Origin of the sequence: Paenarthrobacter nicotinovorans, assembly GCF_007670255.1 — a bacterium.
GTDB classification, from domain to species: Bacteria; Actinomycetota; Actinomycetes; order Actinomycetales; family Micrococcaceae; genus Arthrobacter; species Arthrobacter nicotinovorans_B.
This window is the reverse complement of record NZ_SZVS01000011.1, coordinates 1-25,806: the sequence shown is the minus strand read 5'-3', so window position 1 is coordinate 25,806 and position 25,806 is coordinate 1. Positions and strand designations below refer to the sequence as shown.

The following is a 25,806-nucleotide window of genomic DNA, read 5'->3' as shown; positions in this document are numbered from 1 at the left end:
GGCTCCTGCCCTCGACGGAGATAAAGCCACTACGATGGGCCTAGTAGTCCCGTTCCGTTGGATGCGAAGGCCTCCAGGGGCGGGGTGACCAACAAAGATGCCGCCCGGCTAAGTAAGGTGCGCCTAACTGGCTAGCGGCCAACCACGCGACAAAGATGAAACTGTTGCGAGAGGAGTCCTGCCATGAGCACTGTGGACAGCTTCGGTTCCAAAGGCGTACTGAATGTAGCCGGCACCGACTATGAAATTTTCCGGTTGAACTCCGTAGAGGGCGCAGACAGCCTTCCGTTCAGCCTTAAGGTATTGCTTGAAAACCTCCTGCGGACTGAGGATGGCGCCAATATAACGGCTGACCATGTCCGCGCCCTTGCCGGTTGGGACCCCAATGCGGAGCCCGACACGGAAATCCAGTTCACCCCGGCACGTGTCATCATGCAGGACTTCACTGGTGTTCCCTGCGTCGTCGACCTCGCCACCATGCGTGAAGCCGTCAAGGAGCTTGGCGGCGATCCCAAGCGCGTCAACCCGCTGGCGCCGGCAGAAATGGTCATCGACCACTCCGTCCAGATCGATGCTTTCGGTAACTCCGGCGCACTGGAGCGCAACATGGAGATCGAATACCAGCGCAATGGTGAGCGCTACCAGTTCCTTCGCTGGGGCCAGACGGCGTTCGATGACTTCAAGGTTGTTCCTCCGGGAACCGGTATCGTCCACCAGGTCAACATCGAATACCTGGCACGAACGGTCATGACCCGCGAGGTCGACGGTGTGCTTCGCGCCTACCCCGACACCTGCGTCGGTACCGACTCCCACACCACCATGGTCAACGGCCTCGGTGTCCTGGGCTGGGGCGTTGGCGGCATTGAAGCCGAGGCAGCGATGCTCGGCCAGCCCGTCTCCATGCTGATTCCCCGCGTTGTCGGCTTCAAGCTCAACGGCAGCATCCCCGCAGGCGCCACGGCCACCGACGTCGTGCTGACCATCACCGAAATGCTCCGCAAGCACGGTGTGGTTGGCAAGTTCGTGGAGTTCTACGGCGAGGGCGTTGCGGCTGTGCCGCTGGCCAACCGTGCAACCATCGGCAACATGAGCCCGGAATTCGGCTCCACGGCTGCCATGTTCCCGATCGACGACGTCACGCTTGACTACCTGCGCCTGACGGGCCGCTCCGAAGAGAACGTCTCCCTCGTGGAGGCATACGCCAAGGAACAGGGCCTCTGGCACGATCCTTCCCGCGAACTGCGCTTCTCCGAGTTCCTCGAACTGGACCTCTCCACTGTTGTGCCGTCCATCTCCGGCCCGAAGCGTCCCCAGGACCGCATTGAGCTCACGGACGCCAAGGAGCAGTTCCGCAAGGACATCCACAACTACGTCGCCATCGAAGACGGCAGTGTGGACGAGGCCTTGGACGAGACCTTCCCGGCCTCGGACGCCCCGTCGTTCACGCACGCTGATTCGCACACCACGGAGACGGACCGTGTCTTCTCGGCAGCCAACGGCGCCAACGGCCGCCCGTCGTCGCCGGTGAAGGTCACCACGGCCGACGGCCGCGAGTTCGAACTGGACCACGGCGCAGTATCGATCGCATCGATCACGTCCTGCACCAACACGTCCAACCCCTCGGTGATGCTTGCTGCAGCCCTGCTTGCCCGCAACGCCGTTGACAAGGGCCTCACCTCCAAGCCGTGGGTCAAGACCTCCGTTGCTCCCGGTTCCAAGGTAGTCACCGACTACTACGAGAAGTCCGGACTGACCCCGTACCTGGAGAAGCTTGGCTTCTACATCGTGGGTTACGGCTGTGCCACCTGCATCGGTAACTCCGGCCCGCTCGAGCCGGAAATCTCCGAAGCGATCCAGGCGAACGACCTCTCCGTGACGGCTGTCCTTTCCGGTAACCGTAACTTCGAAGGCCGCATCAACCCGGACGTCAAGATGAACTACCTGGCGTCCCCGCCCCTGGTCATCGCCTACGCCCTTGCCGGTTCCATGGACTTCGACTTCGACACCGACGCCCTGGGCACGGACTCCGAGGGCAACGAGGTCTTCCTCAAGGACATCTGGCCGAACCCCACCGAAGTCCAGCAGGTCATCGACTCCTCCATCGACGAGGGCATGTTTGCCAAGGGCTACGAAGGCGTCTTCGACGGCGACGAGCGCTGGAAGGCACTCGACACTCCTGCCGGTGACACCTTCGCCTGGGACCAGGACTCCACGTACGTCCGGAAGCCCCCATACTTCGAAGGCATGAAGGCCCAGCCGGACCCCGTCCAGGACATCCAGGGTGCCCGCGTGCTCCTGAAGCTTGGCGACTCCGTCACTACCGACCACATTTCCCCGGCCGGTTCCTTCAAGTCGGACACTCCTGCAGGCCAGTACCTGCTGGCCAACGGCGTGGAGCGCAAGGACTTCAACTCCTACGGTTCGCGCCGTGGCAACCACGAAGTCATGATCCGTGGCACCTTCGCCAACATCCGCATCAAGAACCAGCTCCTGGATGGCGTTGAAGGTGGCTTCACCCGCGACTTCACCCAGGAAGGCGCACCGCAGGCCTACGTCTACGACGCCGCCCAGAACTACCAGGCAGCAGGAACGCCCCTGGTTGTCCTGGCCGGCAAGGAGTACGGTTCCGGCTCGTCCCGTGACTGGGCAGCCAAGGGTACCGCCCTCCTGGGCGTCAAGGCAGTCATCGCCGAAAGCTACGAGCGTATCCACCGCTCCAACCTGATCGGCATGGGTGTTCTTCCGCTGCAGTTCCCCGCAGGCGAATCCGCTGCGACCCTCGGCCTCTCCGGCACGGAGACCTTCTCCGTGGAAGGCGTCACCGAGCTGAACAACGGCACCACGCCGAAGACCCTCAAGGTCACGGCAACGGCTGAGGATGGCTCGTCCAAGTCCTTCGACGCCGTGCTGCGCATCGACACCCCGGGTGAAGCGGACTACTACCGCAACGGTGGCATCCTGCAGTACGTCCTGCGGCAGATCTCCGCATAGCGAATCCGTCTGGTCACAGCTGATTCCGCGCCATGCAGCCCCGGCTGGTCATCCGACCGGCCGGGGCTGCTGGCGTCCAGGACAGCTGGCGCCCCAGCGGTGATGCCGCCGGGAAACGCGTGGACTCCGGGCACGCGCTAAAGTTAACGAGCACGTCATTCACCCTAAGGAGGGCCGTTGGGACTTTTGGAAACCGTCAAGGATCCACAGGACCTGGCCAAACTGTCCGGCAAAGAGCTGGAAGAACTGGCTGGCGAAATCAGGGCCTTCCTGATCACCAACGTCGCCGCGACAGGCGGGCATCTTGGTCCTAACCTGGGTGTGGTTGAACTTACCCTCGCCGTCCATCGGATGTTCGATTCCCCGCGCGACAGCATCATTTTCGACACGGGGCACCAGTCCTACGTGCACAAGCTCCTGACCGGGCGGCAGGACTTCAGCACCCTTCGCCAGCAGGGCGGCCTGTCAGGCTATCCCGACCGTGCCGAGTCCGAGCACGACATCGTGGAGAGTTCCCATGCGTCATCGTCACTGTCCTGGGCGGACGGCATTTCCCGTGCCCGCCAGCTGACCGGCGAAGGAGACCGGTTCGTCGTCGCCATTGTCGGTGACGGTGCCCTGACCGGTGGCATGACCTGGGAGGCCATCAACAACATTGCCGCGGACAAGCGGCGTCGCGTCGTGATCGTGGTCAATGACAATGGGCGTTCCTATGCCCCCACCGTCGGCGGTCTGGCTGACTACCTCGCTTCGCTTCGACCCACCATCGACTCCCTCCGCACGGCTCCGGCGTACGAGCGCATGCTCGATTGGTGGAAGAAGAAGCTGCAGAACGGCGGCCCGGCAGGGCAGTTCACCTATAAGAGCCTGCATGCCATGAAGAAGGGCATCAAGGACTGGTGGGCTCCGCAGGGCATGTTCGAGGACCTCGGCATGAAGTACATCGGGCCTGTGGACGGACACAACCTCCAGGCCATGGAGCATGCGCTGAACACCGCCAAGGCTTACGGCGGTCCGGTGATCGTGCACGCCATGACCGAAAAAGGCCACGGCTATGCTCCGGCGCTGGCCAACGAGGCGGACCAGTTCCACGCCGTAGGAATCATCGACCCGGAGACGGGGGAGTCCACCGAAACTCCCGGAGCCAGGTCCTGGACCTCCGTGTTCGCCGAGGAGATCGCCGATATCGCCGATGAACGTGAAGACATTGTCGGCATCACCGGTGCCATGCTTATTCCGGTGGGGCTGCACAAGTTCGCAGAGCGCCACCCGGAGCGCGTTATCGACGTCGGAATTGCCGAGCAGCACGCGCTGACCTCGGCCGCGGGAATGGCCTTTGGCGGCCTGCATCCGGTCGTTGCGGTGTACGCAACATTCCTGAACCGTGCCTTCGACCAGCTCCTCATGGATGTGGCGCTGCACAAGGCCGGCGTCACGGTTGTCCTCGACCGTGCCGGCGTGACCGGCCCCGATGGGCCCAGCCATCACGGCATGTGGGACATGGCAATGGTTCAGATCGTTCCGGGCCTGCATCTGGCTGCCCCGCGTGATGCCACCCGGCTCCGTGAGGAACTGCGTGAGGCCGTCGCCATCAATGACGCTCCGACCGTGGTCCGTTTCTCCAAGGGCAGTGTCGGCTCCGAAGTCGAAGCCATTGAACGGCTCCACGACGGCGTGGACATCCTCGCCCGCAGGCCCGAGGGATCCACTGAGAACGATGTCCTGATCGTCAGTGTTGGTGCGATGTCTGAGCTGGCCCTTGATGTGGCCGGCCGTCTGGGCGCGCAAGGCATCAGCTCGACTGTGGTTGATCCGCGTTGGGTCCTTCCTGTCAGGAAATCAATCATTGCTTTGGCGGCCCGGCACCGGTTGGTGATCTGCATCGAGGACGGAGTCCGAGCCGGCGGCGTTGGTTCGCGTATTCGTCAGGAAATGCGCGCAGCAGGGGTGGATACGGCCCTTAACGAAGTCGGTCTGCCGGTCGAATTCCTGGTGCACGGCTCCCGCGGACAGGTGCTGGAACGCGTTGGGCTCACCGCCCAAAAGATCACGCACGACGTCGTTGCCCAGGTTTTGGGGACAAAGGTCCCCTTCGCGCGGCCCCTCCCGGGCCAGGAGCACCCCACCACCGGCAGCTTGCCCACTCTGTGAGCAACGATCGCGGACCGGGCGCGCTGCTGCCCGGCGACCTCGTAGTGTCGCGGAACAGGAAATTCGATGGCACGGCCCACTGGGTGGTGCCTGGCCGTTACCTCGGTGAGGACATCCACGGCTGGTGGATTTTCCAGGGCAAAGGGGAGTTCTGCTCCCGCCCGGGAGCGGCCTTCTACACCGCCTCTGATTGCTTGTTGCTGGTTCCCCGGACAGGCGAGTTTGTGGTGACGTTCTACGACGACAGCTACCCGGGGGATTTCCGGATTTACGTGGATCTTGCCACCGCCCACGACTGGACTCCCATCAAGCCGGGAGTCACCGAGTTCCACATGATCGACATGGATTTGGACGTTATCCGCTCCACCGTGCGTGGGGTGTTCGTTGATGACGAAGACGAGTTTGAGCAACACCGGGTGGCAATGGGCTATCCGGAAGAAACCGTGGACGCCATGCGCACTGAATGCGCAGCGCTATTGGAGGCTGTCCACTCCATGCAAGCACCATTCAACGTCCAGGACCCGAACAGTCCGAGCGCCGAATGGTTCAGGAAGGGACGCGCGTGAGCGGCATCATCCGGACATACAAGACAGACGACGAGGGCGTGCTCCACTTTCGGGAGGCCTGGTACGACGAGGACGACAAGCAGTTCGTCGTCAACCACGGCGTCGTAGGGCACCAGAGCAAGACCAACGAAACCGACGTCAGTGACGATTCTTCCGTTGAGGGATTGATGGCCGCCTTCGCTGCCCAGTGTGAGGAAGACGGCTACGCCGAGATTCCCGAGTCGGAGCAGTTCTGGGTGGTGGCGCAGATTGCGCTCAAGACAAAGGACGGCACCGAGCGTGACCGCCATCTTGAACGAAAAGCCAAGACGGCCCTGACCGGTGAGCTGGCATGGCGTGGCCTGGGCGTCGTGGACCGCTCCGAAATCGGCAACGGCCACCTCAACATCTTCTGCCTCTGCCCGGACGTCAACAAGGCCGTGAACGCCATCAAGATCTGTGTCCGCGGGGAAGACCTGGACTTTACCAAGCTCACCGTGGCTGCTGCGCCCTATGCCGATCCCACGGCTTTCAAGGTTAAGCACTCGCCCAAGCAGGGCCTTGGCTTTAGTCTCTAAGTAGCACCCTCAGCACTGGCTCCATCGCATCAGGAGGATCCCCATGCCGTCAAAGAGCAATTGGCCCGGACATACACCTCTTCCGAAAGGATTGGCAGCGCCTGCCAAGCGGGCTCTGGCCCACCAGGGCATAGAGACGTTGGAGCAGCTGGCTGAGTATGGGGAAGGGCAGGTCTCCAAACTCCACGGGATGGGGCCGGTGGCCATTGCCCAGCTTGAGGATGCCATGGAGGAATCAGGAATCTCCTACGGAGCTGCGGGCAACTAAACGTTTTGTTGCCCAAGGTGACTATCTCGCCGTGAGGGCGGGATAGGCTGGGCTCATGACTGAATACCGACGCCTTGGCCATTCCGGACTGACCGTTTCAGCTGTAGGGCTGGGATGCAACAATCTGGGACGTGCCAACACGCCCACTGAGTCCCAGGAAGGCACCAACGCGGTTGTGCACGCCGCCGTCGAAGCCGGGGTGACCTTCTTCGACGTCGCGGATGTCTACGGGCGTGAGCCGGGACTCAGCGAAACGATGCTCGGCAAAGCGCTGAAGGGGCACCGGGACGACGTCGTTATCGGCACCAAGTTCGGCATGGACATGCGCGGGGTGAACGGAAACGATTTCGATGCCCGTGGTTCACGCCGCTACATCGTGAAAGCAGTTGAAGCATCCCTGCGCCGCCTGGACACGGAATGGATCGACCTCTACCAATTCCACACACCGGATCCGCGGACACCGATCGACGAGACTCTTGCCGCCCTTGACGACCTGGTATCCAGCGGCAAGGTCCGGTACATCGGGCACTCCAACTTTGCCGGTTGGCAGATCGCCCAGGCTGAATACGTGGGACGTCAATCCGGTGGTGTGCGCTTCGTTTCGACGCAGAACCACTACAACCTGCTGGACCGCCGTGCTGAACTCGAGGTTCTTCCGGCAGCAGAGGCCTTCTCCTTGGGAGTGCTTCCCTATTTCCCCCTTGCCAATGGCCTGCTGACCGGCAAGTATTCCGCTGGCAAGGCTCCGGAAGGTTCGCGATTGAGCCACACACGCACCAACCTGGTTCACGACGCCGATTGGGACCAGTTGGGCCGTTTCGGCCAGTTCGCCAAGGAGCGGGGCATCACCGAACTGCAACTGGCATTCTCCTGGCTGGCGGCCCAAACCGGAGTCAGCAGCGTCATTGCCGGTGCGACCCGTCCGGAGCAGATCCGCGAGAATGCTGAAGCTGTCTGCTGGGTTCCTACCCAGGAGGACCGGGAGGAACTGGACAACATCTTCCCTAGGTCACCCAAGGTGGCGCTTTTCTAGCCCTCTCTCACATCCCGCCCCTTTTGATGCGTCCCTCTCTCACGTAAAAGCACAAAAACCGGATCGCTCTCTCACCAAGGTGAGAGAGCGATCCGGTTTATGCCGCGGGATGTGAGAGAGCGTGTGATCTAGGCCGGGGCGGACGCTATCCCCGGGGCCAGGAACCGCTTGCCGTTGACGCGTTCGGAGGCGCCAACGCGGTCCAGGTACGGGGTGATCCCGCCCAGGAACATCGGCCAGCCGGCACCCATGATGACGCAAAGGTCGATGTCCTCGGGGCCGGCAACGACGCCTTCTTCGAGCATGAGGCCGATTTCCTCGGCCAGGGCATCCTGGGTGCGGCGAAGGACTTCGGCGCCCGTGGAAGGGGTGTTGCCGAACGACATTATGGCCAGCGTTTCGTCGGGTATGACGGGCTGTCCATCAGGCCCCGGAACCCACAAAGACTTCACGCCGTTGTCGATCAACTTTTGCAGGTTCTGTGACACCGGGAAACGGTCGCCGAACGCTGCGTGCAGGGACTCTTGAACGTGCTGGGCCACCGGCAGCCCCACCATGGCGCTGAGCGTAAAGGGTGACATGGGCAGGCCCATTGGACGCAAGGCAGTGTCGGCGACCTCCGCCGGGGTGCCTTCGTCAAAGGCTGCGATGACCTCTCCCATGAGACGCAAGAGGATTCGGTTGACCACAAAAGCGGCCGCGTCCTTGACCAGTACCGCTGTTTTTTTGAGTCCCTTGGCCAGTTCGAAGGCGGTGGCCAGGACGGCGTCGTCGGTCTTTGGAGCCTTCACGATCTCCAGCAGGGGCATGACCGCTACTGGGTTGAAGAAGTGGAAGCCCACCAGCCGTTCGGGGTGCTTCAAGTCCTCAGCCATGGCCGTGACGGACAGCGAGGACGTGTTCGTGGCCAGTATGCAGTCGGGAGAGACGATTTCCTCAACTTCGGCGAAAACCTGCTTCTTGATGTGCAGTTCTTCGAAAACAGCCTCGATGACGAAATCGGCGTCGGCAAAGGCAGCCTTGGAGACAGAACCCGTGACCAGTGCCTTGGTCCTGTTGGCGGCGTCCGGCTTGATCCGCTTCTTGGCCAGCATCTTGTCCACTTCGGCGTGGACGTACGCTACGCCCTTGTCCACCCGTGCTTGGTCGATGTCGGTCATGACCACGGGCACCTTGAGCTGGCGGGCGAACAGCAAGGCGAGCTGGCTGGCCATCAGGCCCGCGCCGACGACGCCGATCTTGGTCACCGGGCGTGCCAGTTTACGGTCCGGAGCTCCGGCAGGACGCTTGGAGCGCTTCTGTACGAGGTCGAGGAACGCGTACACGGTGGAGCGGAATTCGTCGGTCTGCATGAGCCCGGCCAGGGTTTCGCATTCGAGTTCCGCTGATTCCTGCTGCGTCATGGTCCGGTTGGCTTCCATGACCTCCAGGACCTTCGCCGGTGCGGGTGAGGCGTTGGAGGTCTTGGCCTCGACAAACTCGCGGCCTGCCGCCACCGCTGCTGCCCAGCGGGTGGCCACAGTGTCGTCAGAGGCGTCCACCGCGTTCCTGCGCTCGGGTGTGACATCGCCGGAAATCACGCGTGCGGCCCATGCCAGGGACTGTTCCACGAAGTCCGCGGGCTCGAAGATGGCATCGGCTATCCCCAGCTCGTAGGCCTGCGGTCCGGTGAGCGTCCGGTTGTTGCTGAGCGGGTTTTCGATCATCACCTTGACCGCGTTTTCCGGACCGATGAGGCGCGGCAGGATATAGACCCCGCCCCAGCCCGGCACCAGGCCGATGAAGGCCTCGGGGAGTGCCAAGGCGCCGGCACCGGTGGAAACAGTCCTGTACGTGGATTGAAGGGCGATCTCCAGCCCGCCGCCGAGCGCCAAACCATTGATGAAGGCGAAGCTGGGCACCCCGAGGTTGGCCAACGTGCTGTAGACGGCATGGCCGAGCTGGGCCATCCAGAGCCCGTGCTCGCGCTCCTTGAGCGTCTTCACGGCGGAAAGGTCGGCACCTGCGACAAGGAAGTAGGGCTTGCCGGTGACACCGACGCCGACAATTTCGCCGCGCGCGGCCCGCTCCTTGAGGCCCTCCAGGACGTTGCCCAGTTCAACCAGGGTGTTCGGCCCCAGTGTGGTGGGCTTGGAATGGTCCAGGCCGTTGTCGAGCGTAATGAGGGCAAAAGTTCCCACCCCGCCTGGGAGCTGGATGTCCTGGACGTAGGAGTGCGTGACAACCTCGTCGGGGAACAGTGCTGCGAGCTTCTGGAATTCGGCGGCGCTCATGCGGCGGCTCCTTCGGTGGTGGTGGCGGCAGTGGCCGGCTCGGGGAGTGAAGCTTGGTAATCGGCGTGGTGTGGGTTTTCCCAAATGACGGTCGCGCCCATGCCGAGACCGATGCACATGGTGGTGATGCCATAGCGGACCGACGGGTCTTCTTCGAACTGCCGCGCGAGCTGGTTCATCAGCCGGACGCCCGAGGAAGCCAGCGGATGACCGACGGCGATCGCCCCGCCGTAGCGGTTGACGCGGGGGTCGTCGTCGGGAATGCCGAAGTGGTCCAGGAAGCTGAGCACTTGGACGGCGAAGGCCTCGTTGATCTCGAACAGTCCAATATCATCAATGCCGAGGCCGGCGTTCTTCAGTGCCTTCTCGGTGGCCGGGACCGGTCCGATGCCCATGACTTCGGGCTCGACGCCGGCGAAGGCGTAGGAGACCAGGCGCATCTTGACGGGCAGCCCAAGTTCTTCTGCGGCCTCTGCGGACGCAAGTACGGCGGCGGTGGCGCCGTCGTTCAACCCCGCGGCATTGCCTGCAGTGACGCGGCCGTGGGCCCGGAAAGGGGTGCGCAATCCGGCAAGGTCCTCCACCGTGGTGCCGGGGCGTGGCGGCTCGTCGGTAGTGTTCAGGGTCCAGCCCTGACCCGGCTTCATGGTGGCCACAGGTACGAGGTCCTGCTGGATCTGCTCGTTGGCATAGGCGGCGGCCAGCTTGGCTTGGGATGCTGCGGCGTAGGCGTCCGTGCGAGCTTTGGTGATCGCGGGGAAGCGGTCATGCAGGTTCTCGGCTGTATTGCCCATGTTCAAGGCTGCGGGATCCACCAGCCGTTCGGACATGAAGCGCGGATTGGGGTCCGCGCCTGCGCCCATGGGGTGGTTGCCCATGTGCTCCACGCCGCCTGCAATGACAACGTCGTAGGCGCCGAAGCCGATGCCGCTCGCCGTCGTCGTTACTGCCGTCATGGCACCTGCGCACATGCGGTCGATGGCGAACCCGGGGACCGAACGGGGGAGGCCGGCCAGGAGGGCCGCTGTGCGGCCGATCGTCAGGCCCTGGTCTCCGGTCTGAGTGGTAGCCGCGATGGCTACTTCGTCGACGCGGTCGGCAGGAAGCGAAGGGTTGCGTCTCATGAGCTCGCGGATGCATTTCACCACCAGGTCATCGGCGCGGGTGCCCGCGTAGATGCCTTTGTCGCCGGCTTTGCCAAAGGGCGTGCGGACGCCGTCCACGAAGACGACGTCACGGACATTCCGCTGGGCATTGCGTGTTGGACTCATGTAATAACTCCTCGTTGAGACATGGCACCGTTGTCCGCTGGGCGGGCTTCGGTTGGCATTACTGCAATGTTACTCATGAGTAACTTAGGGTGCAAGGGCCGTGGAGGCTGGAGTCCAGTGCCTGCGGGAACGAAAAGGGCCCGCCGCTTGAACGCGTGTTCGTGCGGCGGGCCCTGCAGGGACTGCAATTTCCTGATTACTGTTCTTTGGCTTTCGATTCCTTGGCCGGCAGCGGTTTGGGGTTCAGGCATGCCTCGGTCAGTATCGGGGCGGCGAGGGAGATCTGCCATTCCCTTGCACCGAGGGTGCGCAGTTCATCGGAGATCGAAGCCAGCGACACATCCGCCGGCGGCCGCCAGGCAACTCTCCGGAGGTAGTCCGGGGTAAGGAGGTTCTCCACGGGCAAGTTGAGCTCGTCGGCCTTCGCCTGGAGGGCGGGACGTGCCGTCGCCAGACGTGCTGCTGCTTCGGGGTCGCGGTCCGCCCACACGCGCGGGGGCGGCGGGGCATTCGTGGGCAGGTGGAGTGGCGGCAGATCCGTCATGGTCCTGGCCGTCGTGATGCATCGCAGCCAGCGTGGAGCTTCGCGCTGGGCGCTCCTTCCATGGAATCCCTTGGTCGCAAGGAGCTGGGGGACGGTGGTGGGCATGGCTTTGGCGGCGGCAACGAGTGCCGAATCGGGGATGAGCCGGCCGGGGGCGACATCCCGTTTGCGGGCCAGCTGGTCGCGTTCGAGCCACAGTTCCCTGACGGCGGCCAGCTGCCTGCGGTCCCGGATCTGGTGGAGGCCCGAGGTCTTCCGCCATGGATCCACCCTCGGTGCCGGAATGCCTGCGGCAAGGATGCCCGCGAACTCCTGTTCGGCGTACTCCAGTTTGCCGTCGGCTTCGAGCAACTCGATGAGTTCCTCGCGCAGCTCGGCAAGGACCTCGACGTCGAGCGCTGCGTAGCGCAGCCAAGGTTCCGGGAGTGGCCGGGTGGACCAGTCAGCGGCGGAGTGTTCTTTGGCGAGACCGAAACCGAGCAGTTGCTCGATGACGGCCGCCAGCCCGACACGGGGGAGCCCTGCGAGCCTGGCAGCGAGTTCGGTATCGAAAAGCTTGTCCGGCCACATGCCCAGTTCCGACAGGCAAGGCAAGTCCTGGGTGGCTGCGTGCAGGATCCATTCGACTCCCCGGAGGGCATCATTGATGATGTCGAGGTTGTCGAACGGCTCGGGGTCAATCAACCAGGTTCCGGCGCCTTCCCGCCGGATCTGCACCAGGAAGGCGCGCTGGCCATAGCGGAATCCGGAAGCCCGCTCCGCGTCTACTCCGGCGGGTCCTGTACCGGCAGCCATGGCGGCGGCGCATCGTTCCAGGCCGGCCATGGTGTCGATGACCAGGGGGACCCCTTCGCGTGGGGTGTCGAGGTCGATCACTTCGGGGACGTGGCTGTCGAAGCCGTCTACCTTGATATGGGTGGTGGTATCAGCAGCCGGATCGCCGGCTGTGGTGTTTTCCAGGTTTTCAGGGGTCATGGTGGCTTAAGCTTACCGATTCGTCCTCTTCCGGGACGCTTTTGCCTTCCGGAGTGCAGCCATCGGCAGGTGCCGGGTGCTCAATTGAGCCTCCTGTGGGGCAGGCCTGTGACCCCTGGCGGCAGGGGCGGGAGGCCCGCGAAGGTGCAGACCATGTCGGACCAGGCTTCGAGGTGGGATTGAACGTCGGCGCTGGACGGCGTCCACGAAGCGCGGAGTTCGATGTCGATCGTGTCGGGACGCTCGGCCAAGGTCCCAAAGCTTTCGGACAGAATCCTGGTAGCTGTTCCACCTGCTGCCTTGTAGGGGGCCGAGCGGTGTTCCAAGGCTTCCACGAGCCAGGTCCAGGCCACGGAGCCAAGCATGGAATCATTGCCCATCTCGGCATCCATTTGGGCCCGGATGTAGGTGACGATCCTGAACTCGCCCTCCCACACGGCCGATCCCTCGGGGTCGTAGAGGAGGATAAACCGTCCCGTGGCCAGTTCGTCTTCTTCTTCACTGGACGGGCTGTTGCCTTGGCTTTTGGCGAAGGCCTTGGCGGCCGGCCCGTGGACGGGTACCTGTCGCGTGGCGGCGGTCGGGCTGAAGACTTCCGCACCCAGGGCCACTGCATAGGGTGCCAAGCGTGCGGGGGCGGGGATTTCATCAAGCCGCAATTCGCTGCGGCACTGTGCTTTTCGAAGCGTTCCCAAGGCGAAGAGAAAGTCCGGGGGAACCTGTGCGAGGGCGTTCACATTGGCAGATTATGTGTCCGGGGCGGTGATCCCGTGAAGGCTCGCCGCCCCGGACGACCGGGGTGCCGGCGTTACGCCAGCTCGTGCTTGATTGCCGCGACGAAGGTGTCGATGTCCTCTTCGGTGGTGTCGAAGGAGCACATCCAACGGACTTCGCGCCGGGCAGCGTCCCAATCATAGAAGGCGAAGGACTTCCTGAGGCGGTCGGCGACACCCTCCGGCAGGATGGCGAAGACGCCGTTTGACTGGGTCGCCTGGGTGGGTTCGACGCCGTCGATCGCCTCAACGGCGCTGCGCAGCCGGGTGGCCATGGCGTTGGCGTGGGCGGCTGAACGCAGCCACAGCCCATCGTCGAGCAAGGCAATGAACTGCGCGGAAATGAAGCGCATCTTGGACGCCAGTTGCATGTTCATTTTGCGGAGGAACTTCAGTCCGTCAGCCGCTTCGGGGTTGAGGGCTACCACCACCTCGCCAAAGAGCAGGCCGTTCTTGGTCCCGCCAAAGGAGAGGATGTCCACGCCGGCGTCACGCGTGAATGCACGCAGGGGTACGTCGAGGTGGGCGGCGGCATTGGCCAGCCGTGCGCCGTCCATGTGGAGTTTCATGCCCTTGGAGTGGGCGTGGTCGGCTATGGCACGTACTTCTTCGGGCGTGTAGCAGGTGCCCAGCTCGGTCGTCTGGGTGATGGAAACAACCAGGGGCTGCGCGCGGTGCTCATCTCCCCAGCCCCAGGCTTCGCGGTCGATGAGGTCCGGGGTCAGTTTCCCGTCCTCGGTGGGGACCTGCAGGAGCTTGATCCCGCCGACGCGCTCCGGAGCCCCGTTTTCGTCCATGTTGATATGCGCGGTGGACGCGCAGATCACTGCACCCCACCGGGGCAGGAGCGACTGCAACGCCAGGACGTTGGCGCCGGTGCCGTTGAATACGGGGAAGGATTCAATGCCTTCGCCGAACTGCTGCTCCAGGACGGCCTGCAACCGGGCCGTGTACACGTCCTCGCCGTAGGAGACCTGGTGTCCGCCATTGGCGGCGGCCAAGGCCGCGAGGATCTCCGGGTGGACGCCGGAGTAGTTGTCCGAAGCGAAACCCCGGATCGCGGGGTTGTGCAGCTGGCCGGCCTCGGAAGCCTGGATCCCGCTGGGCATTGCCTCTGTTGTGCTTGTCACTTGTCCGTTCACGCTTTCAAGTCTATTTGGCCAGCAGGATCCGCTGGCCGTTCAGGGTGGAGGCTGGTTGGTCGAAAAGGCCGACGACGGCCGCTGCGAGTTCTTCGACGTCGGTATGTCCGGGGAACCGCCGTTCGGGATGGGCGCGTCTCATGGACTCATCCACCAGCGCCTTGACCACCAGGATCACAGCTGCGCTGTGCTGTCCGCTGGGGTCTCCCTCAGGGGACTGCGTTCGACGGAAGCCGTCCGCGACCGCCAATGTCCACGCCTCGGCAGCAGCTTTCGCGGCGGCGTAGCTGGCAGCCGCGGCCGTTGGGCTGGCGACTGTGGTCGAGGACACCATGGCGAAACGGCCCTGGCGGGAAGCTTCAAGCTGGCCGTAGAAGACCCTGGATACGTTGCGCAGCGTTGTTACGGCACTGCGCTCGAGGGCCTCCCAGTCCGCATCTGTTTGGTCCTCGATGCCTGTAGCCCCACGCCAGCCGCCGACGAGGTGGATCACTCCGTCGACGCCCCCAACGCCGTGGTCCGTCATCGTCGTCGCCAGCCCGCGCACGGATTCCAGGCTGCCGAGATCGCACACCAGGGGAGTCACGCCGTCGCCGGCCTCCCTGGCTGCCGCCTCAATCCGGGCCTGGTCTGAACCGACAGTGAGGACACGGTGGCCGGCGCTGGACAAGGCCCGGGCGACAGCCACGCCTGAAGCGCTGCTGCCGCCCGTAACCAGAACTGTCAGTGGGGACATCAGGCCGCCGTGGCGCCCGTGATGCCCGTGGTGGATTCGATGACAGGACGCATCTTCTTCTCCAGGGCTTCGTAGAACATGGACAGGGGGAACTCGTCGTCCAGGACCTGGTCGGTGAGCCCGCGGGGAGCCCCGTCCAGGGGCAGCGCGTCCGGACCCTTGGCCCAGACCGAAGCCGGGTGCGGAGTCACGGTGCTCGAAATCAGCTCGTAGGCGGCCAGCCAGTGCGCAGCCTTGGGACGATCAATCGAACGCCAGTATAGTTCTTCGATTTTGGCACCGAGTTCAACCACGACGGCGGCGGCATCGTCCCAGTCGATCGAGAGTTTGCTGTCGGTCCAGTGGAGTACGTGGTGCTGATGCATCCAGGCGAACAGCAGCTGGCCGCCCAGGCCGTCGTAATTGCGGACCCGGTTGCCCGTGATGGCGAAGCGGAAGATGCGATCGAAGATCACCGCGTACTGGACAAGCTTTGCGTGCTTGCGGGCATCGGGGTCGGCGTTCTCGTCCTTCTCGATGAGTACGGATTCGCGGAAGGCGGTCAGGTCGCAGCGCAGTTCCTCCAGGGAGTAGAGGAAGAACGGCATCCGCTGCTTGATCATGAACGGGTCGAAGGGAAGGTCTCCGCGCATGTGGGTGCGGTCGTGGATCAGGTCCCACATCACGAAGGTGCGCTGCGTGAGCTCCTGGTCGTCGATCAGCTGCGCGGCGTCCTCGGGCAACTCCAGGGAGGTGGTTTCGGCCGCGGCTTTCAGGACGCGACGGAAGCGGGCAGCCTCACGATCGGCAAAGATGGCACCCCACGTAAACGTTGGAGTCTCCCGAACGGCGACGGTCTCCGGGAAGAGCACGGCTGAATTGGTGTCGTAGCCGGGGGTGAAATCGATGAACCGGATGGGCACGAAGAGTTTGTTCGAGTAGTCGCCGGCTTCGAGTCCGTCGATGAATTCGGGCCAAATGACCTCGATCAGCACGGCTTCGACCAGTCGGTTGGTGCTGCCGTTCTGGGTGTACATGGGGAAGACGACCAGGTGCTGGAGGCCGTCAATGCGCTGCTTCTGCGGCTGGAATGCCTGAAGGGAGTCGAGGAAGTCCGGTACGCCGAAACCACCCTCTACCCAACGCTTGAAATCGTCCACCAGGAGCGAGAGGTACTGGGCATCGTGCTCGAAAGCGGGCGCCAGGGCCGTGATGGCGTTGGTGATGGTGGCTACGAGGGATGCCGCGTCTGCGTGGGCAGCGGGATCGGCGATGGATCCGTCCTGCTCCTGGTATCCCTGGAGCGAGGTGGCTGCGGCCTTGAGGGCTACCCACTCGGCGTTGTCGGCGGTGACACGCGGCAGGGTGGCGGTGGCGATGGTGGTCATGGTGCTCGGCCCTTTCCGAAGTTGTTCTTGCTTCTGGGCCGAGCGTAGCAAGCGAAAAGCATCGCTAATTCAAAATCCATGTGAGCATAAGAAACTCTTGCTCATGGGCGCCGAACTTGGACCTTGAGATCCAGTTCGGGGCACACAGGCGCGCTAACCCTCGTCGGGGGTCACCAGCCGAAGCGAGATCGAGTTGATGCAGAAGCGCTGGTCAGTGGGCGTGTCATAGCCTTCGCCTTCAAAGACGTGCCCCAAGTGGGAGTCGCAGTTGGCGCACCGAACCTCAATCCGGTCCATGCCCATGGTGCGGTCGTGGAGGTACCTGACAGTACCCTCGGCCAGGGGTGCCCAGAAGGAGGGCCATCCGCAATGGGAATCAAACTTTTCCTTGCTGGTGAACAACTGGCTGCCACAGGCCCGGCATTGGTACACGCCTTCAGTGTGGGTGTCCCAGTACTCGCCCGTGTAAGGGCGTTCAGTGCCGGCCTGGCGCAGCACGCGGTATTCGTCGGGGGTCAGCTCCTCGCGCCATTGAGCGTCGCTCTTCTCCACGGGCACAGAAGATGTCTTGCTGATGTTCTCAGGAGTGTTCATGTCTTATGCAACGCTCACGAGTCGCCGATAAATCCCGAACCGGCGTACAGGTGCAGCACCGGGAGCCCCAACTGGTCCTGCGCCTTGTTGGCCCAGTCCGTATGGAACGTATCGGCTATTGCATGTGGGCGGGTGATGACCACGGCCTGTGCCGCATCCACTTCCCGTACCTTCGCCACCAAGCCTGCCACGGCGCCGCCGTCGACGATTTCCCCCGTGACGCCGGCACCCAAGCCATCCAGGGCCGCCAGTGAGGTTGCCAACGCCTCGGCGGCTTCCGCCCGCTCCACGGCCGGATCCGGGGATTGCGCGGTCAGTTCCCTGAATGCCTTGGCCACATCAAGCAGCGACAGGTTCTCCAAAAAGTCCACCAACAGGTGGCGCTCAGTATTGGAGGGGACCAGCAGATACAACGGTGCGTCTCCGCCGTCGATCAATTTGGCGATATTCACGCGGTCGTCGGGGCCAAGGGGCTCTTCAGTCAGGATGACTATGGGATCACTCATGGCTACAGCGTAGCCCCGGGGAACCGCCGTCCGCAGGGTTTCCGGGCACGATTCGGCCTTACGATGCGGCACACGGCACCGCCTGCGCCGGGTCCCGCCGGGTCACGGCAGAATGGAACCATGGCATCGATGACAAGGCCGGCGGCCGTCGCTTCCGGGAAAACGCTGACCCCCCGCACCAAATGGGCCATCGCAGGCTTCCTCGCCGGCAGCACGATTGCAGGCCTCGTTGGTGCCGGCTCCTCGGCACTGGCGGTCTACTTCGCCCGTCGGGTCATCACGCCGGCAGCGCGCCATGAGGACCAGGAAGTCCTGGCCGTCATCACAGGAGACACAGGCCTGCAGGTCATCCTTGCCGCCACCCCCGACTCAACCATCGACGGCGTCTTCAGCCTCTTCTTCTCCGGTGGCAAGGGACACGCCCGGATAGGACGGATCGTGTCCTACTCGCCCGCGGAACAAACCGTCCTCCGGGAAGTGGAGGAGGTCTACAGCGGCGACCTGACCGAAGCCCGGCGGGCTTGGTGGAGTGGCGCGGTTTATCCGGATCCTTCCGCGCTCGGCCTTGCGGCCGAGGACGTTGACATAGATGTCGACGGCGGGAAGGCACCTGCCTGGTTGATTCGCGCCAAGGCATCCACTCCGGCAACGACCTGGGCAATCATGGTGCACGGAAGGGGAGCCACGCGGCTTGAGGGACTCAGGGCCGTCCGCACCGCACGCGACCTGGGGCTGGACAGCTTGCTGATCTCCTACCGGAACGATGGACTGGCGCCCTCTGCCCTGGATGGCCGTTATGGTCTGGGATCGACGGAATGGCGGGACGTGGAGGCCGCGATCGGTTACGCGCTGGACCAGGGAGCGCGTGAGGTAGTGCTCTTTGGTTGGTCCATGGGCGGCGCCATCAGCCTCCAGGCGGCGGACCTGTCCAAATACCGGCATGTCATCCGTGCCCTCGTCCTGGACGCGCCGGTGATCAATTGGGTCAATGTCATGGCACACCACGCGGAAATGAACAGGATCCCCTACAACGTAGGCCGCTACGGACAGCTGATGCTGGGCCATCCCTTGGGGCGCAGGCTGACCGGGCTCGCGGCGCCCGTGGACTTCAAGGCCATGGATTGGGAGAGCCGCGCAGTTGAATTGCGCACGCCCACTCTGCTGATCCATAGCGTGGACGACGACTACGTCCCCTTCGGCCCCTCGGCCAGCCTCGCGGAGAAAAACCCTGAGATGGTGACGTTCGAGCCGTTCCACGGTGCACGCCATACCAAGGAATGGAACGTTGATCCGGAGCGCTGGGAACGATTGGTGCGTTCGTGGCTCCAAGGTCAACTCGCGCCACGGAAGAATCCAGGACAATCCGGCGAGGCCGTTGCGGGGATGCCTAAGGGCTGAGGTCAGCCGCTTCCTGTGCCGATCGGGCCGGTCGTCCCCTTGGTAAGCCGGAGCAGGTCTGCCGGGGCAAGCTCGATGTCCAAGCCCCGACGGCCCCCCGATACGAGGATGGTCTCGAAGCCAAGCGCCGACTCGTCCAGGACCGTGGGGGAGGGCTGGCGTTGCCCCAAAGGTGATATGCCGCCCAGAACGTAGCCTGTACGGCGTTCAGCGGCTTGGGGATTTGCCATGGCGGCTTTCTTGGAGCCCAGGGCGGCAGCTGTGGCCTTCAAATCGAGGTTGCCGGACACCGGAACGATGGCAACGGCCAATTTCCCTTCCACCTCCACCATCAGCGTCTTGAAGACGCGTGCTGGTTCGATGCCCAGCGCCTCCGCCGCTTCCATACCGTAGCTGGCGGCAGCGGGATCGTGGGCATAGGGGTGCAGGGTGAAGGGAACGCCGGCCGCAGCAAGTGCTGCTGTAGCCGGCGTTCCCTGTGAAGCCATTTTCCTTGCCATACCGTGTGGCAGTACCTTTCAGCGTTCCAAACGGCTCGCAGCCGCAACCTTCCGCTTGATCCGGCCAAGCATGGCCGTCATTCCCCGCATCCGCAGGGGAGTGATGGCCCTGGTCAACCCCAGGAGTTCGGGCATGTCGTCCGGTACCGCAAGAATTTCGCTCGCGGTCAATCCGTCCAGCCCTTCATGGAGAACCCCGGCGAACCCCCGCGTAGTGGGGGCTTCCGGAGGCGCTTTGAAGAACAGCCGGTAGGCGCGGTCGCCGTCGGCGTTCTTTTCGGACTCGATGGTCAGGAAAAGCGGTGACTGGCACTCGACAACCTGCTCCAGCAGTTCCGGGTGGTCGGTCAAACGTTCCGGAAGGTCCGGAAGGCCCCTGGAGAACTCCAAAAGGAGCTGAAGGCGCTCAGGTTCGGTCAACGCCTGGAAGTCGTCAACGATTTCCGCCAAGGCGGTAGGCAAAGTGTTCGTACTCATTACTTCCAGCTTACGCAAGGCGTTGGTTGCAGTGCTATTAGTTGCGGACCAGTGACGAAGGCACGGAACCCCGCTCGGCACCCTTGACGATGGGAACGCGGACGGCGTTGCCCCACTCGGTCCAGGAGCCGTCGTAGTTGCGTACGGTGTCGAAGCCCAGCAGGTACTTCAGCGCGAACCAGGTGTGGCTGGAACGCTCGCCGATGCGGCAGTACGCCACGACGTCGTCGCCCGGGGCCAGGCCTGCTTCACCCAGGTAGAGGGCTTCGAGCTCTTCGCGGCTGCGGTACGTTCCGTCTTCCGCGGCAGCGCGTGCCCACGGAACGGAGGCGGCTGTCGGAATGTGGCCGCCGCGGAGGGCGCCTTCTTCGGGGTAGGCAGGCATGTGGGTGCGCTGGCCCGTGTATTCCTCGGGGGAGCGGACATCGATCAGGGGGTTGCCCAGGTGCGCCAGGACGTCCTCCTTGAAGGCACGGATGGGGGCGTCGTTGCGCTCGACCTCCGGGTAATCGCCGGCAGCGGGCTGGGAGACCTCGGTGGTCAGCTCGCGGCCCTCCGCGATCCACTTGTCCCGGCCGCCGTCGAGGAGACGGACGTCCTCGTGGCCGAACAACGTGAAGACCCACAGTGCATAGGCGGCCCACCAGTTGGACTTGTCGCCGTAGATCACCACGGTACTGTCGCGGGAGATGCCCTTGGAAGCGGCGAGGGCAGCGAACGCCGCGCCATCGACGTAGTCGCGGGTGACTTCATCGTTCAGGTCGGTGTGCCAGTCGATCTTGACGGCTCCCGGGATGTGCCCGGTCTCGTACAGAAGGACGTCTTCGTCGGACTCGACCAGCACCAACTTGCCGTCGGCTACAGCGCCGTCAGCAAGGGCTGCCGCGAGCCACTCGGTGGAGACGAGTCGATCAGGGTTCGCGTAGGAAGCGAACTTTTCGTTTTGTTCAACGGGGTAGGACATGATGGCCTTTCACTGACAACGGACGGAGCCAGGCCGTTGAAGGTGGTGCACGTGCGGGCCCGGCTTGCCTCAACACTAACCACGGGCCGCGCGGATTGCTTCCGGCGTGGTCATACGGTGAAACATGGGCTTGGTCACGTGTCCGTTACCACAGCCTCCGTTGCCGGTATTCTTGCTGGGGACCCAATGCCGAAGGAACGGACCACCGTGGTAAAGATCGAACAACTGGCTGCCCGCACGCCGGCAGTCTCAGTGGAGGAACTCCTCAAGGGGTTCTACCCGTCTCCCCGATTCGGAGAGGTGTCGTTCGACAGCTACCGGCCGGATCCCTCGCAGCCGAGCCAGGCCAATGCCGTGAAACTGCTCTCAGCATTCGCCGATGGCGTGGGCAATGGCGACAACGCGGGTCTGTTCAAGAAGCTGTTTGCCAAGAAAGCGCCGGCAACGAGGGCCGGAATCTACCTCGATGGCGGTTTCGGCGTGGGCAAAACCCACCTTCTGGCATCCCTGTGGCACAGGTCCCCGGGCCCCAAGGCCTTCGGAACCTTCGTGGAGTACACCAACCTGGTGGGCGCTTTGTCGTTCCGCAAAACGGTTGAAGCGCTCAGCAGCTACAAACTGGTGTGCATCGACGAGTTCGAATTGGATGATCCAGGCGACACCGTGCTGATGTCCCGGCTTATGCGCGAACTCGCCGACGCCGGTGTGAAGCTTGCTGCCACGTCCAACACCTTGCCCGGTTCATTGGGCGAAGGCCGCTTCGCCGCCGTCGACTTCCAGCGGGAAATCCAGGTCCTGGCTGACCAGTTCGATGTCGTCAGGATCGACGGCGAGGACTTCCGCCACCGTGGCCTGCCTGCGGCCCCCGCACCCCTCAAGACCGAAGAGCTGAAGCATCGGATGCGGACCGAGTTCGACGGAAAGACCGTCGCGGTGGATGATTTCCGGACCTTGGTCAACCACCTCGCAGCGGTGCACCCCAGCCGGTACCGCCAGCTCATCTCCGGCATCGAAGCTGTGGTGTGGAGCGACGTCGAAACCATTACGGAACAGGCTGTTGCGCTGCGGTTCGTTGTGCTGGCCGACCGGCTGTATGACAAAGACGTGCCCATCCTGGCCAGTGGTGTTCCCTTCGACAAGCTGTTCACCGAAGAGATGATGACGGGCGGCTACATGAAGAAGTACTTCCGTGCCGTTTCGCGCTTGACGGCGCTGGCCCGCGAGGCCCAGAATCACGAGCCCGCCTGAGTCAGGCTCTGGTCAAGGGCTCGCGGCTCTTCAACACCCAGCGGATGGCAATCCCGCCTGCCAGCGCCCAGAACGCCGCCCCGATACCGGCAAAAGCAATACCGGAGGCGGCCAGCAGGAACGTGACGCAGGCCGGAATCCGCTCTTCGGCGACGGCAAGTGCGGAGGAGATCGAGGACGCCAGGGTTCCAAGCAGGGCGAGGCCGGCGACGGCTTCCAGAAGTCCCGCGGGCGCTGCCGCGACCACGGTCACGAGGGCTGCTGAAACTGCTGCCAGCAGCAGATAGGCCACGCCGGATACGAAAGCGGCGATCCAACGCCGCTTCTGGTCCTTGCCGGCTTCCTCTCCCGCGGCAAGGGCGGCGCTCAATGCGGCCAGGTTGATGGCGTGCCCGCCAAAGGGCGCTCCAATCATGGTTCCAGCCCCGGTGACGAGCATTGATGGCCGCCAGGGGGTGGTGTAGCCAAAGGACTTCAAGACAGCGACGCCAGGGATGTTTTGCGACGCCATGGTGACGATGAACAAAGGCAGTGCCAAGCCGATGCCAGCTTCCAACGAGAAGGCGGGCGTGGTCCACTCCAGGCGGGGCACCAGGCTCTCTGCGGGGATCTGGACACCGGAGGAGGCAATATGGACGCCAATGACGGCAAGCGCCACCAGCAGCGAGGCCGGAACGGACCAGCGGGGGGCGAATTTCATCAGGACGATCCAGCACAGGATCACGGGGGCAACCAACAGAGGTGACGAGCCCAGTGACTTGAAGGGCGCCAGGCACAAGGGGAGCAGGACACCGGCAAGCATGGCCTGCGCCAAGGCGGTTGGGATCTTTGCCATCAACCTTCCCAGCACTGGAAGCAACCCCGTGAGGACAATGAGCACCCCCACGATCAGGAAGGCTCCCACGGCGGCCGGCCATCCGCCGTCGACTGTTCCCGCAGTGGCGAGCAGCGCGGCGCCGGGGGTGGACCACGCGAGCGTCACGGGCATTTTGCTGCGCCAGGACAGCCACAGGATGCCAAGGCCGAAAGGGAGGGTCAGTGCCAGCAAGCCGCTGGACGCCTGGGCCTGATTGGCACCTACAGCCTGCAGCCCGGCCAATACGACAGCGAATGACGACGTGAATCCCACCAGTGCAGTGACAACCCCGGCACTGATTTGGGGGCCCAGCGTCTCTTTCGTGGTTTTGCTGCGGGTGGTCGTGGAAGTGGCGGAAGGCATAGTGTCCAAAGTACCTGACCTGCAAGCCATGCCAATTTTTGGTTAAACGCCAAGGGCACCGGTGGCGCCTCTCGGCGGGACCGGTGCCCCCTTGACGTATCTGGTACGGCGGCTCAGGCAGCTACGGCTGCTTAGGCTCACCCGCGACGGGAGCCTGACCAGGCTCGCCATCGTTCTTGGCCACGAAGTCGGAAGCGGCGTTCTGCACTGCGTCGACCTGACTTGCGAACTTGCCGCCCGTCTTTTGGTCAACGAAGTCTCCGGCCTTTTCGATGCCATTCTTGATGGCTTCTTCGTTGCCTTGAATGAGACCCTGAGCCTTGCCCTTCAGGTCGTCAATTAAACCCACGGGCACCTCCCTTCCATCGCGGAGCCAGTTCGCTCCTCCGCGTCCGACCCTAACACCAGTTTCCTGAGGTGCCAAGGTTGCAGTCGCTACCTGTGAATAACTACGCCAATGGCTTACTGGCCAGCTTGTGCCGCGGGCTGTCAGGGTTCATCAGGGAGTGCCTGCGGCCGTAGGCGAAATAGATCACCAAGCCAATGACAAGCCAGACTCCGAACCGCAGCCAGGTTTCCCAGTGCAGCTGGAACATCAGGAAAGCCGATGCCAGTACGCCGAAGGCGGGAACCAGCGGCATCAGCGGGAGGCGGAAGGTCCGGGGCGCATTGGGTTTGGTGTAGCGGAACACAATCACGGACACACAAACCACGACGAAGGCTGCCAGGATGCCGATGTTGGTAAGGTCCGCGACTTCCTTGATGGGGAAGACGCCGGCAAGGAAGGCTGAGGCGATGCCGGCGATCCAGGTGACGCGTTGGGGCGTACCGTGGCGGTCGGTCTTGGCGAACCAGCCAGGCAGCAGCCCGTCGCGGCTCATGGAGAACCACACCCGGGTGACACCCAGGAGGAACGTCAGCATGACGGTCAGGATGGACAGCACGGCGAACACCGAGATGATGGTGGCAATGACGGGCAGTCCGACACCAGTGAACGCGGAGGCAAAACCGGCAGTGGGGTTGATGTCCTTGTAGTTCTGCATGCCGGTCAACACAAGCGTGGCGGCAACGTAGAGCAGCATGGCGATGATCAGCGACAAGATGATGGCCTTGGGCATGTGCTTCTTGCCCTCCTTGGCCTCCTCCGCTGCGGTACTCATGGCGTCATAGCCAAAGACTGCGAAGAAGACCGTCGCGGCACCAGCGACCACGGGACCGAAACCGCTGGGCATGAACGGGTTGTAGTTCTCGGTGTTCACGTAGAAGATGCCAAGCCCGATGATGAACAAGATCAGGATGACCTTGATGGCGACGGCCACCAGTTCGAACCGGCCGAACGCCTTTGTTCCACGGCTCAGAATCCATGTGACCAGGAGGCACACGAGGATTGCGGGGAGGTTGATGATGCCGCCTTTGCCCTCATCGACCGTGGACGTCATCCAGGCGGGCATATGGATGCCGATGCCCGAAAGGAAGGCGTCGAAGTAGCCGGAGATGCCGATTGCGACGACGGCGACGATGGCGATGTATTCGAGCAGCAGGTCCCAGCCGATGAACCAGCCGATGATTTCACCAAGGGCGACGTAGCCATAGGTGTATGCCGATCCGGCCCGGGGAATCATTCCGGCGAATTCTGCGTACGACAATGCCGCCGCTCCGGAGGCCAAGCCGGCGATCAGGAAGGAAATGAGGACTGCCGGGCCGACACCCGGGTTGCCTTCGCTGCCGTGGGCCACCAAGCCGGCCAGGGAAAAGATGCCGACGCCGATAATTCCACCGACGCCAATGGCCGTCAGCTGCCAAAGGCCGAGACTCTTGAAGAGTCCGCTGTGCTTGCTTTCTTCTTCGATATCGTCAATGGGCTTGCGCCTCAGGACGGACTTTGAAGCCGTCTGTACATTCATGGGGTACTCCTGCCGGTGGGCGTGGAACGGTGATGAGCTCGCAGTACATTATGCGAGGGGAATCACATTAGATAAAGCGACTTCTTCTGAGGGGTATCAGTTACTTCTCCTGATGAATTGGGGAACAGTAGAAAAAGGGCACAAAAAAAGCAGCTCCTGGGAGCTGCTTTCTTTTTGGAGCGGACGACGAGATTCGAACTCGCGACATCCACCTTGGCAAGGTGGTGCTCTACCAGCTGAGCTACGTCCGCACATGCTGCCTGCCGGAGTGGTTCCGACGTTCAACAACAAACAAGTTGCCTTGTTCTGGTGGGCGATACTGGGATCGAACCAGTGACCTCTTCCGTGT

23 protein-coding genes and 1 tRNA gene are annotated in these 25,806 nt (G+C 63.2%); 8 read left to right on the top strand and 16 right to left on the bottom strand.

Going from position 1 to position 25,806, the window contains the following annotated elements:
- The first annotated feature begins 183 nt into the window (after positions 1-183).
- The 6 genes from acnA to FDP28_RS15855 all read left to right on the top strand — a co-directional run bounded on the left by acnA (position 184) and on the right by FDP28_RS15855 (position 7,566).
- A complete protein-coding gene (gene acnA / locus FDP28_RS15880) occupies positions 184-2,991 on the top strand; it encodes an aconitate hydratase AcnA (protein WP_144662514.1) in 2,808 nt (935 codons plus the stop codon).
- Positions 2,992-3,168: 177 nt separating this feature from the next.
- Entirely contained in the window at positions 3,169-5,142 is a 1,974-nt protein-coding gene (gene dxs, locus FDP28_RS15875) for a 1-deoxy-D-xylulose-5-phosphate synthase (protein WP_144662513.1), read from the top strand.
- A complete protein-coding gene (locus FDP28_RS15870) occupies positions 5,139-5,708 on the top strand; it encodes a DUF402 domain-containing protein (RefSeq protein WP_144662512.1) in 570 nt (189 codons plus the stop codon). The genes dxs and FDP28_RS15870 overlap by 4 nt, the downstream gene beginning before the upstream one ends.
- Positions 5,705-6,265 (top strand): hypothetical protein, encoded by a 561-nt coding sequence (locus tag FDP28_RS15865; protein WP_144662511.1) that lies wholly within the window; start codon positions 5,705-5,707, stop codon positions 6,263-6,265. Before FDP28_RS15870 ends, FDP28_RS15865 begins: the two co-directional genes overlap by 4 nt.
- Before the next feature lie 43 nt (positions 6,266-6,308).
- The gene (locus FDP28_RS15860; RefSeq protein WP_144662510.1) at positions 6,309-6,533 is read left to right on the top strand and encodes a helix-hairpin-helix domain-containing protein; all 225 of its coding nucleotides are present in this window, start codon (positions 6,309-6,311) and stop codon (positions 6,531-6,533) included.
- A 55-nt stretch (positions 6,534-6,588) separates the two neighbouring features.
- Complete coding sequence (locus FDP28_RS15855; protein ID WP_144662509.1) at positions 6,589-7,566, top strand: aldo/keto reductase; 978 nt, start codon at positions 6,589-6,591, stop codon at positions 7,564-7,566.
- Between the two features lie 128 nt (positions 7,567-7,694).
- Here FDP28_RS15855 and FDP28_RS15850 read toward each other — a convergent pair whose 3' ends face one another.
- From FDP28_RS15850 to FDP28_RS15810, 9 genes are all read right to left on the bottom strand, one after another.
- Positions 7,695-9,839 carry a 3-hydroxyacyl-CoA dehydrogenase NAD-binding domain-containing protein gene (locus tag FDP28_RS15850; RefSeq protein WP_144662508.1) on the bottom strand — a complete coding sequence of 715 codons (2,145 nt, stop codon included), beginning with the start codon at positions 9,837-9,839 and terminating at the stop codon, positions 7,695-7,697.
- Complete coding sequence (locus tag FDP28_RS15845) at positions 9,836-11,110, bottom strand: thiolase family protein (RefSeq protein ID WP_144662507.1); 1,275 nt, start codon at positions 11,108-11,110, stop codon at positions 9,836-9,838. The genes FDP28_RS15850 and FDP28_RS15845 overlap by 4 nt, the downstream gene beginning before the upstream one ends.
- A 196-nt stretch (positions 11,111-11,306) precedes the next feature.
- Positions 11,307-12,629 carry an HRDC domain-containing protein gene (locus FDP28_RS15840; protein WP_144662506.1) on the bottom strand — a complete coding sequence of 441 codons (1,323 nt, stop codon included), beginning with the start codon at positions 12,627-12,629 and terminating at the stop codon, positions 11,307-11,309.
- Positions 12,630-12,709: 80 nt separating this feature from the next.
- A complete protein-coding gene (locus FDP28_RS15835) occupies positions 12,710-13,366 on the bottom strand; it encodes a DUF3000 domain-containing protein (protein WP_144662505.1) in 657 nt (218 codons plus the stop codon).
- 71 nt (positions 13,367-13,437) lie between these two features.
- On the bottom strand, positions 13,438-14,511 hold the full coding sequence (locus FDP28_RS15830) for a threonine aldolase family protein (protein WP_144662624.1): 1,074 nt from the start codon (positions 14,509-14,511) through the stop codon (positions 13,438-13,440).
- Between the two features lie 43 nt (positions 14,512-14,554).
- Positions 14,555-15,280, bottom strand: coding sequence for an SDR family NAD(P)-dependent oxidoreductase (locus FDP28_RS15825; RefSeq protein WP_144662504.1), 726 nt, complete (start codon positions 15,278-15,280; stop codon positions 14,555-14,557).
- Entirely contained in the window at positions 15,280-16,647 is a 1,368-nt protein-coding gene (locus FDP28_RS15820) for a DUF6421 family protein (RefSeq protein WP_144662503.1), read from the bottom strand. Before FDP28_RS15820 ends, FDP28_RS15825 begins: the two co-directional genes overlap by 1 nt.
- A 153-nt stretch (positions 16,648-16,800) precedes the next feature.
- A complete protein-coding gene (gene msrB / locus FDP28_RS15815; protein WP_144662502.1) occupies positions 16,801-17,241 on the bottom strand; it encodes a peptide-methionine (R)-S-oxide reductase MsrB in 441 nt (146 codons plus the stop codon).
- Positions 17,242-17,255: 14 nt separating this feature from the next.
- Positions 17,256-17,747, bottom strand: a complete 492-nt coding sequence (locus tag FDP28_RS15810; RefSeq protein WP_144662501.1) for a hypothetical protein — start codon at positions 17,745-17,747, stop codon at positions 17,256-17,258.
- Positions 17,748-17,867: 120 nt separating this feature from the next.
- On the opposite strand from FDP28_RS15810, the gene FDP28_RS15805 reads away from it, so the two are divergent.
- A complete protein-coding gene (locus FDP28_RS15805) occupies positions 17,868-19,145 on the top strand; it encodes an alpha/beta hydrolase family protein (RefSeq protein ID WP_144662500.1) in 1,278 nt (425 codons plus the stop codon).
- Between the two features lie 2 nt (positions 19,146-19,147).
- Here FDP28_RS15805 and ybaK read toward each other — a convergent pair whose 3' ends face one another.
- Genes ybaK through FDP28_RS15790 form a run of 3 tightly spaced genes read right to left on the bottom strand, consistent with a single transcriptional unit; the run spans position 19,148 to position 21,086 of the window.
- Positions 19,148-19,645, bottom strand: coding sequence for a Cys-tRNA(Pro) deacylase (gene ybaK / locus FDP28_RS15800; RefSeq protein WP_144662499.1), 498 nt, complete (start codon positions 19,643-19,645; stop codon positions 19,148-19,150).
- A gap of 18 nt (positions 19,646-19,663) precedes the next feature.
- Positions 19,664-20,122, bottom strand: coding sequence for a SufE family protein (locus FDP28_RS15795; RefSeq protein ID WP_186313658.1), 459 nt, complete (start codon positions 20,120-20,122; stop codon positions 19,664-19,666).
- Between the two features lie 37 nt (positions 20,123-20,159).
- On the bottom strand, positions 20,160-21,086 hold the full coding sequence (locus tag FDP28_RS15790; RefSeq protein ID WP_144662497.1) for a sulfurtransferase: 927 nt from the start codon (positions 21,084-21,086) through the stop codon (positions 20,160-20,162).
- Between the two features lie 207 nt (positions 21,087-21,293).
- Here FDP28_RS15790 and zapE point away from each other — a divergent pair, with 207 nt between their 5' ends.
- Positions 21,294-22,334 (top strand): cell division protein ZapE, encoded by a 1,041-nt coding sequence (gene zapE, locus FDP28_RS15785; RefSeq protein WP_144662623.1) that lies wholly within the window; start codon positions 21,294-21,296, stop codon positions 22,332-22,334.
- A gap of 1 nt (position 22,335) precedes the next feature.
- On the opposite strand, the gene FDP28_RS15780 is transcribed toward zapE, so the two are convergent.
- The 4 genes from FDP28_RS15780 to FDP28_RS15765 all read right to left on the bottom strand — a co-directional run bounded on the left by FDP28_RS15780 (position 22,336) and on the right by FDP28_RS15765 (position 25,708).
- Positions 22,336-23,553, bottom strand: a complete 1,218-nt coding sequence (locus tag FDP28_RS15780) for a benzoate/H(+) symporter BenE family transporter (RefSeq protein WP_144662496.1) — start codon at positions 23,551-23,553, stop codon at positions 22,336-22,338.
- Between the two features lie 121 nt (positions 23,554-23,674).
- Positions 23,675-23,908, bottom strand: coding sequence for an antitoxin (locus tag FDP28_RS15775; protein ID WP_144662495.1), 234 nt, complete (start codon positions 23,906-23,908; stop codon positions 23,675-23,677).
- A 94-nt stretch (positions 23,909-24,002) separates the two neighbouring features.
- Positions 24,003-25,457 (bottom strand): amino acid permease, encoded by a 1,455-nt coding sequence (locus tag FDP28_RS15770; RefSeq protein WP_144662494.1) that lies wholly within the window; start codon positions 25,455-25,457, stop codon positions 24,003-24,005.
- 175 nt (positions 25,458-25,632) lie between these two features.
- Positions 25,633-25,708: transfer RNA gene (locus tag FDP28_RS15765), tRNA-Gly, on the bottom strand.
- Between the last annotated feature and the right edge of the window lie 98 nt (positions 25,709-25,806).

Excerpts from the sequence above, each read along its gene's own strand:
- acnA (WP_144662514.1), top strand. The coding sequence starts at position 184 with ATGAGCACTGTGGACAGCTTCGGTTCCAAAGGCGTACTGAATGTAGCC.
- FDP28_RS15860 (WP_144662510.1), top strand. The coding sequence starts at position 6,309 with ATGCCGTCAAAGAGCAATTGGCCCGGACATACACCTCTTCCGAAAGGA.
- FDP28_RS15855 (WP_144662509.1), top strand. The coding sequence starts at position 6,589 with ATGACTGAATACCGACGCCTTGGCCATTCCGGACTGACCGTTTCAGCT.
- FDP28_RS15850 (WP_144662508.1), bottom strand. The coding sequence starts at position 9,839 with ATGAGCGCCGCCGAATTCCAGAAGCTCGCAGCACTGTTCCCCGACGAG.
- FDP28_RS15845 (WP_144662507.1), bottom strand. The coding sequence starts at position 11,110 with ATGAGTCCAACACGCAATGCCCAGCGGAATGTCCGTGACGTCGTCTTC.
- FDP28_RS15840 (WP_144662506.1), bottom strand. The coding sequence starts at position 12,629 with ATGACCCCTGAAAACCTGGAAAACACCACAGCCGGCGATCCGGCTGCT.
- FDP28_RS15830 (WP_144662624.1), bottom strand. The coding sequence starts at position 14,511 with ATGCCCAGCGGGATCCAGGCTTCCGAGGCCGGCCAGCTGCACAACCCC.
- FDP28_RS15825 (WP_144662504.1), bottom strand. The coding sequence starts at position 15,280 with ATGTCCCCACTGACAGTTCTGGTTACGGGCGGCAGCAGCGCTTCAGGC.
- FDP28_RS15820 (WP_144662503.1), bottom strand. The coding sequence starts at position 16,647 with ATGACCACCATCGCCACCGCCACCCTGCCGCGTGTCACCGCCGACAAC.
- msrB (WP_144662502.1), bottom strand. The coding sequence starts at position 17,241 with ATGAACACTCCTGAGAACATCAGCAAGACATCTTCTGTGCCCGTGGAG.
- FDP28_RS15810 (WP_144662501.1), bottom strand. The coding sequence starts at position 17,747 with ATGAGTGATCCCATAGTCATCCTGACTGAAGAGCCCCTTGGCCCCGAC.
- FDP28_RS15805 (WP_144662500.1), top strand. The coding sequence starts at position 17,868 with ATGGCATCGATGACAAGGCCGGCGGCCGTCGCTTCCGGGAAAACGCTG.
- ybaK (WP_144662499.1), bottom strand. The coding sequence starts at position 19,645 with ATGGCAAGGAAAATGGCTTCACAGGGAACGCCGGCTACAGCAGCACTT.
- FDP28_RS15795 (WP_186313658.1), bottom strand. The coding sequence starts at position 20,122 with ATGAGTACGAACACTTTGCCTACCGCCTTGGCGGAAATCGTTGACGAC.
- FDP28_RS15790 (WP_144662497.1), bottom strand. The coding sequence starts at position 21,086 with ATGTCCTACCCCGTTGAACAAAACGAAAAGTTCGCTTCCTACGCGAAC.
- FDP28_RS15780 (WP_144662496.1), bottom strand. The coding sequence starts at position 23,553 with ATGCCTTCCGCCACTTCCACGACCACCCGCAGCAAAACCACGAAAGAG.
- FDP28_RS15770 (WP_144662494.1), bottom strand. The coding sequence starts at position 25,457 with ATGAATGTACAGACGGCTTCAAAGTCCGTCCTGAGGCGCAAGCCCATT.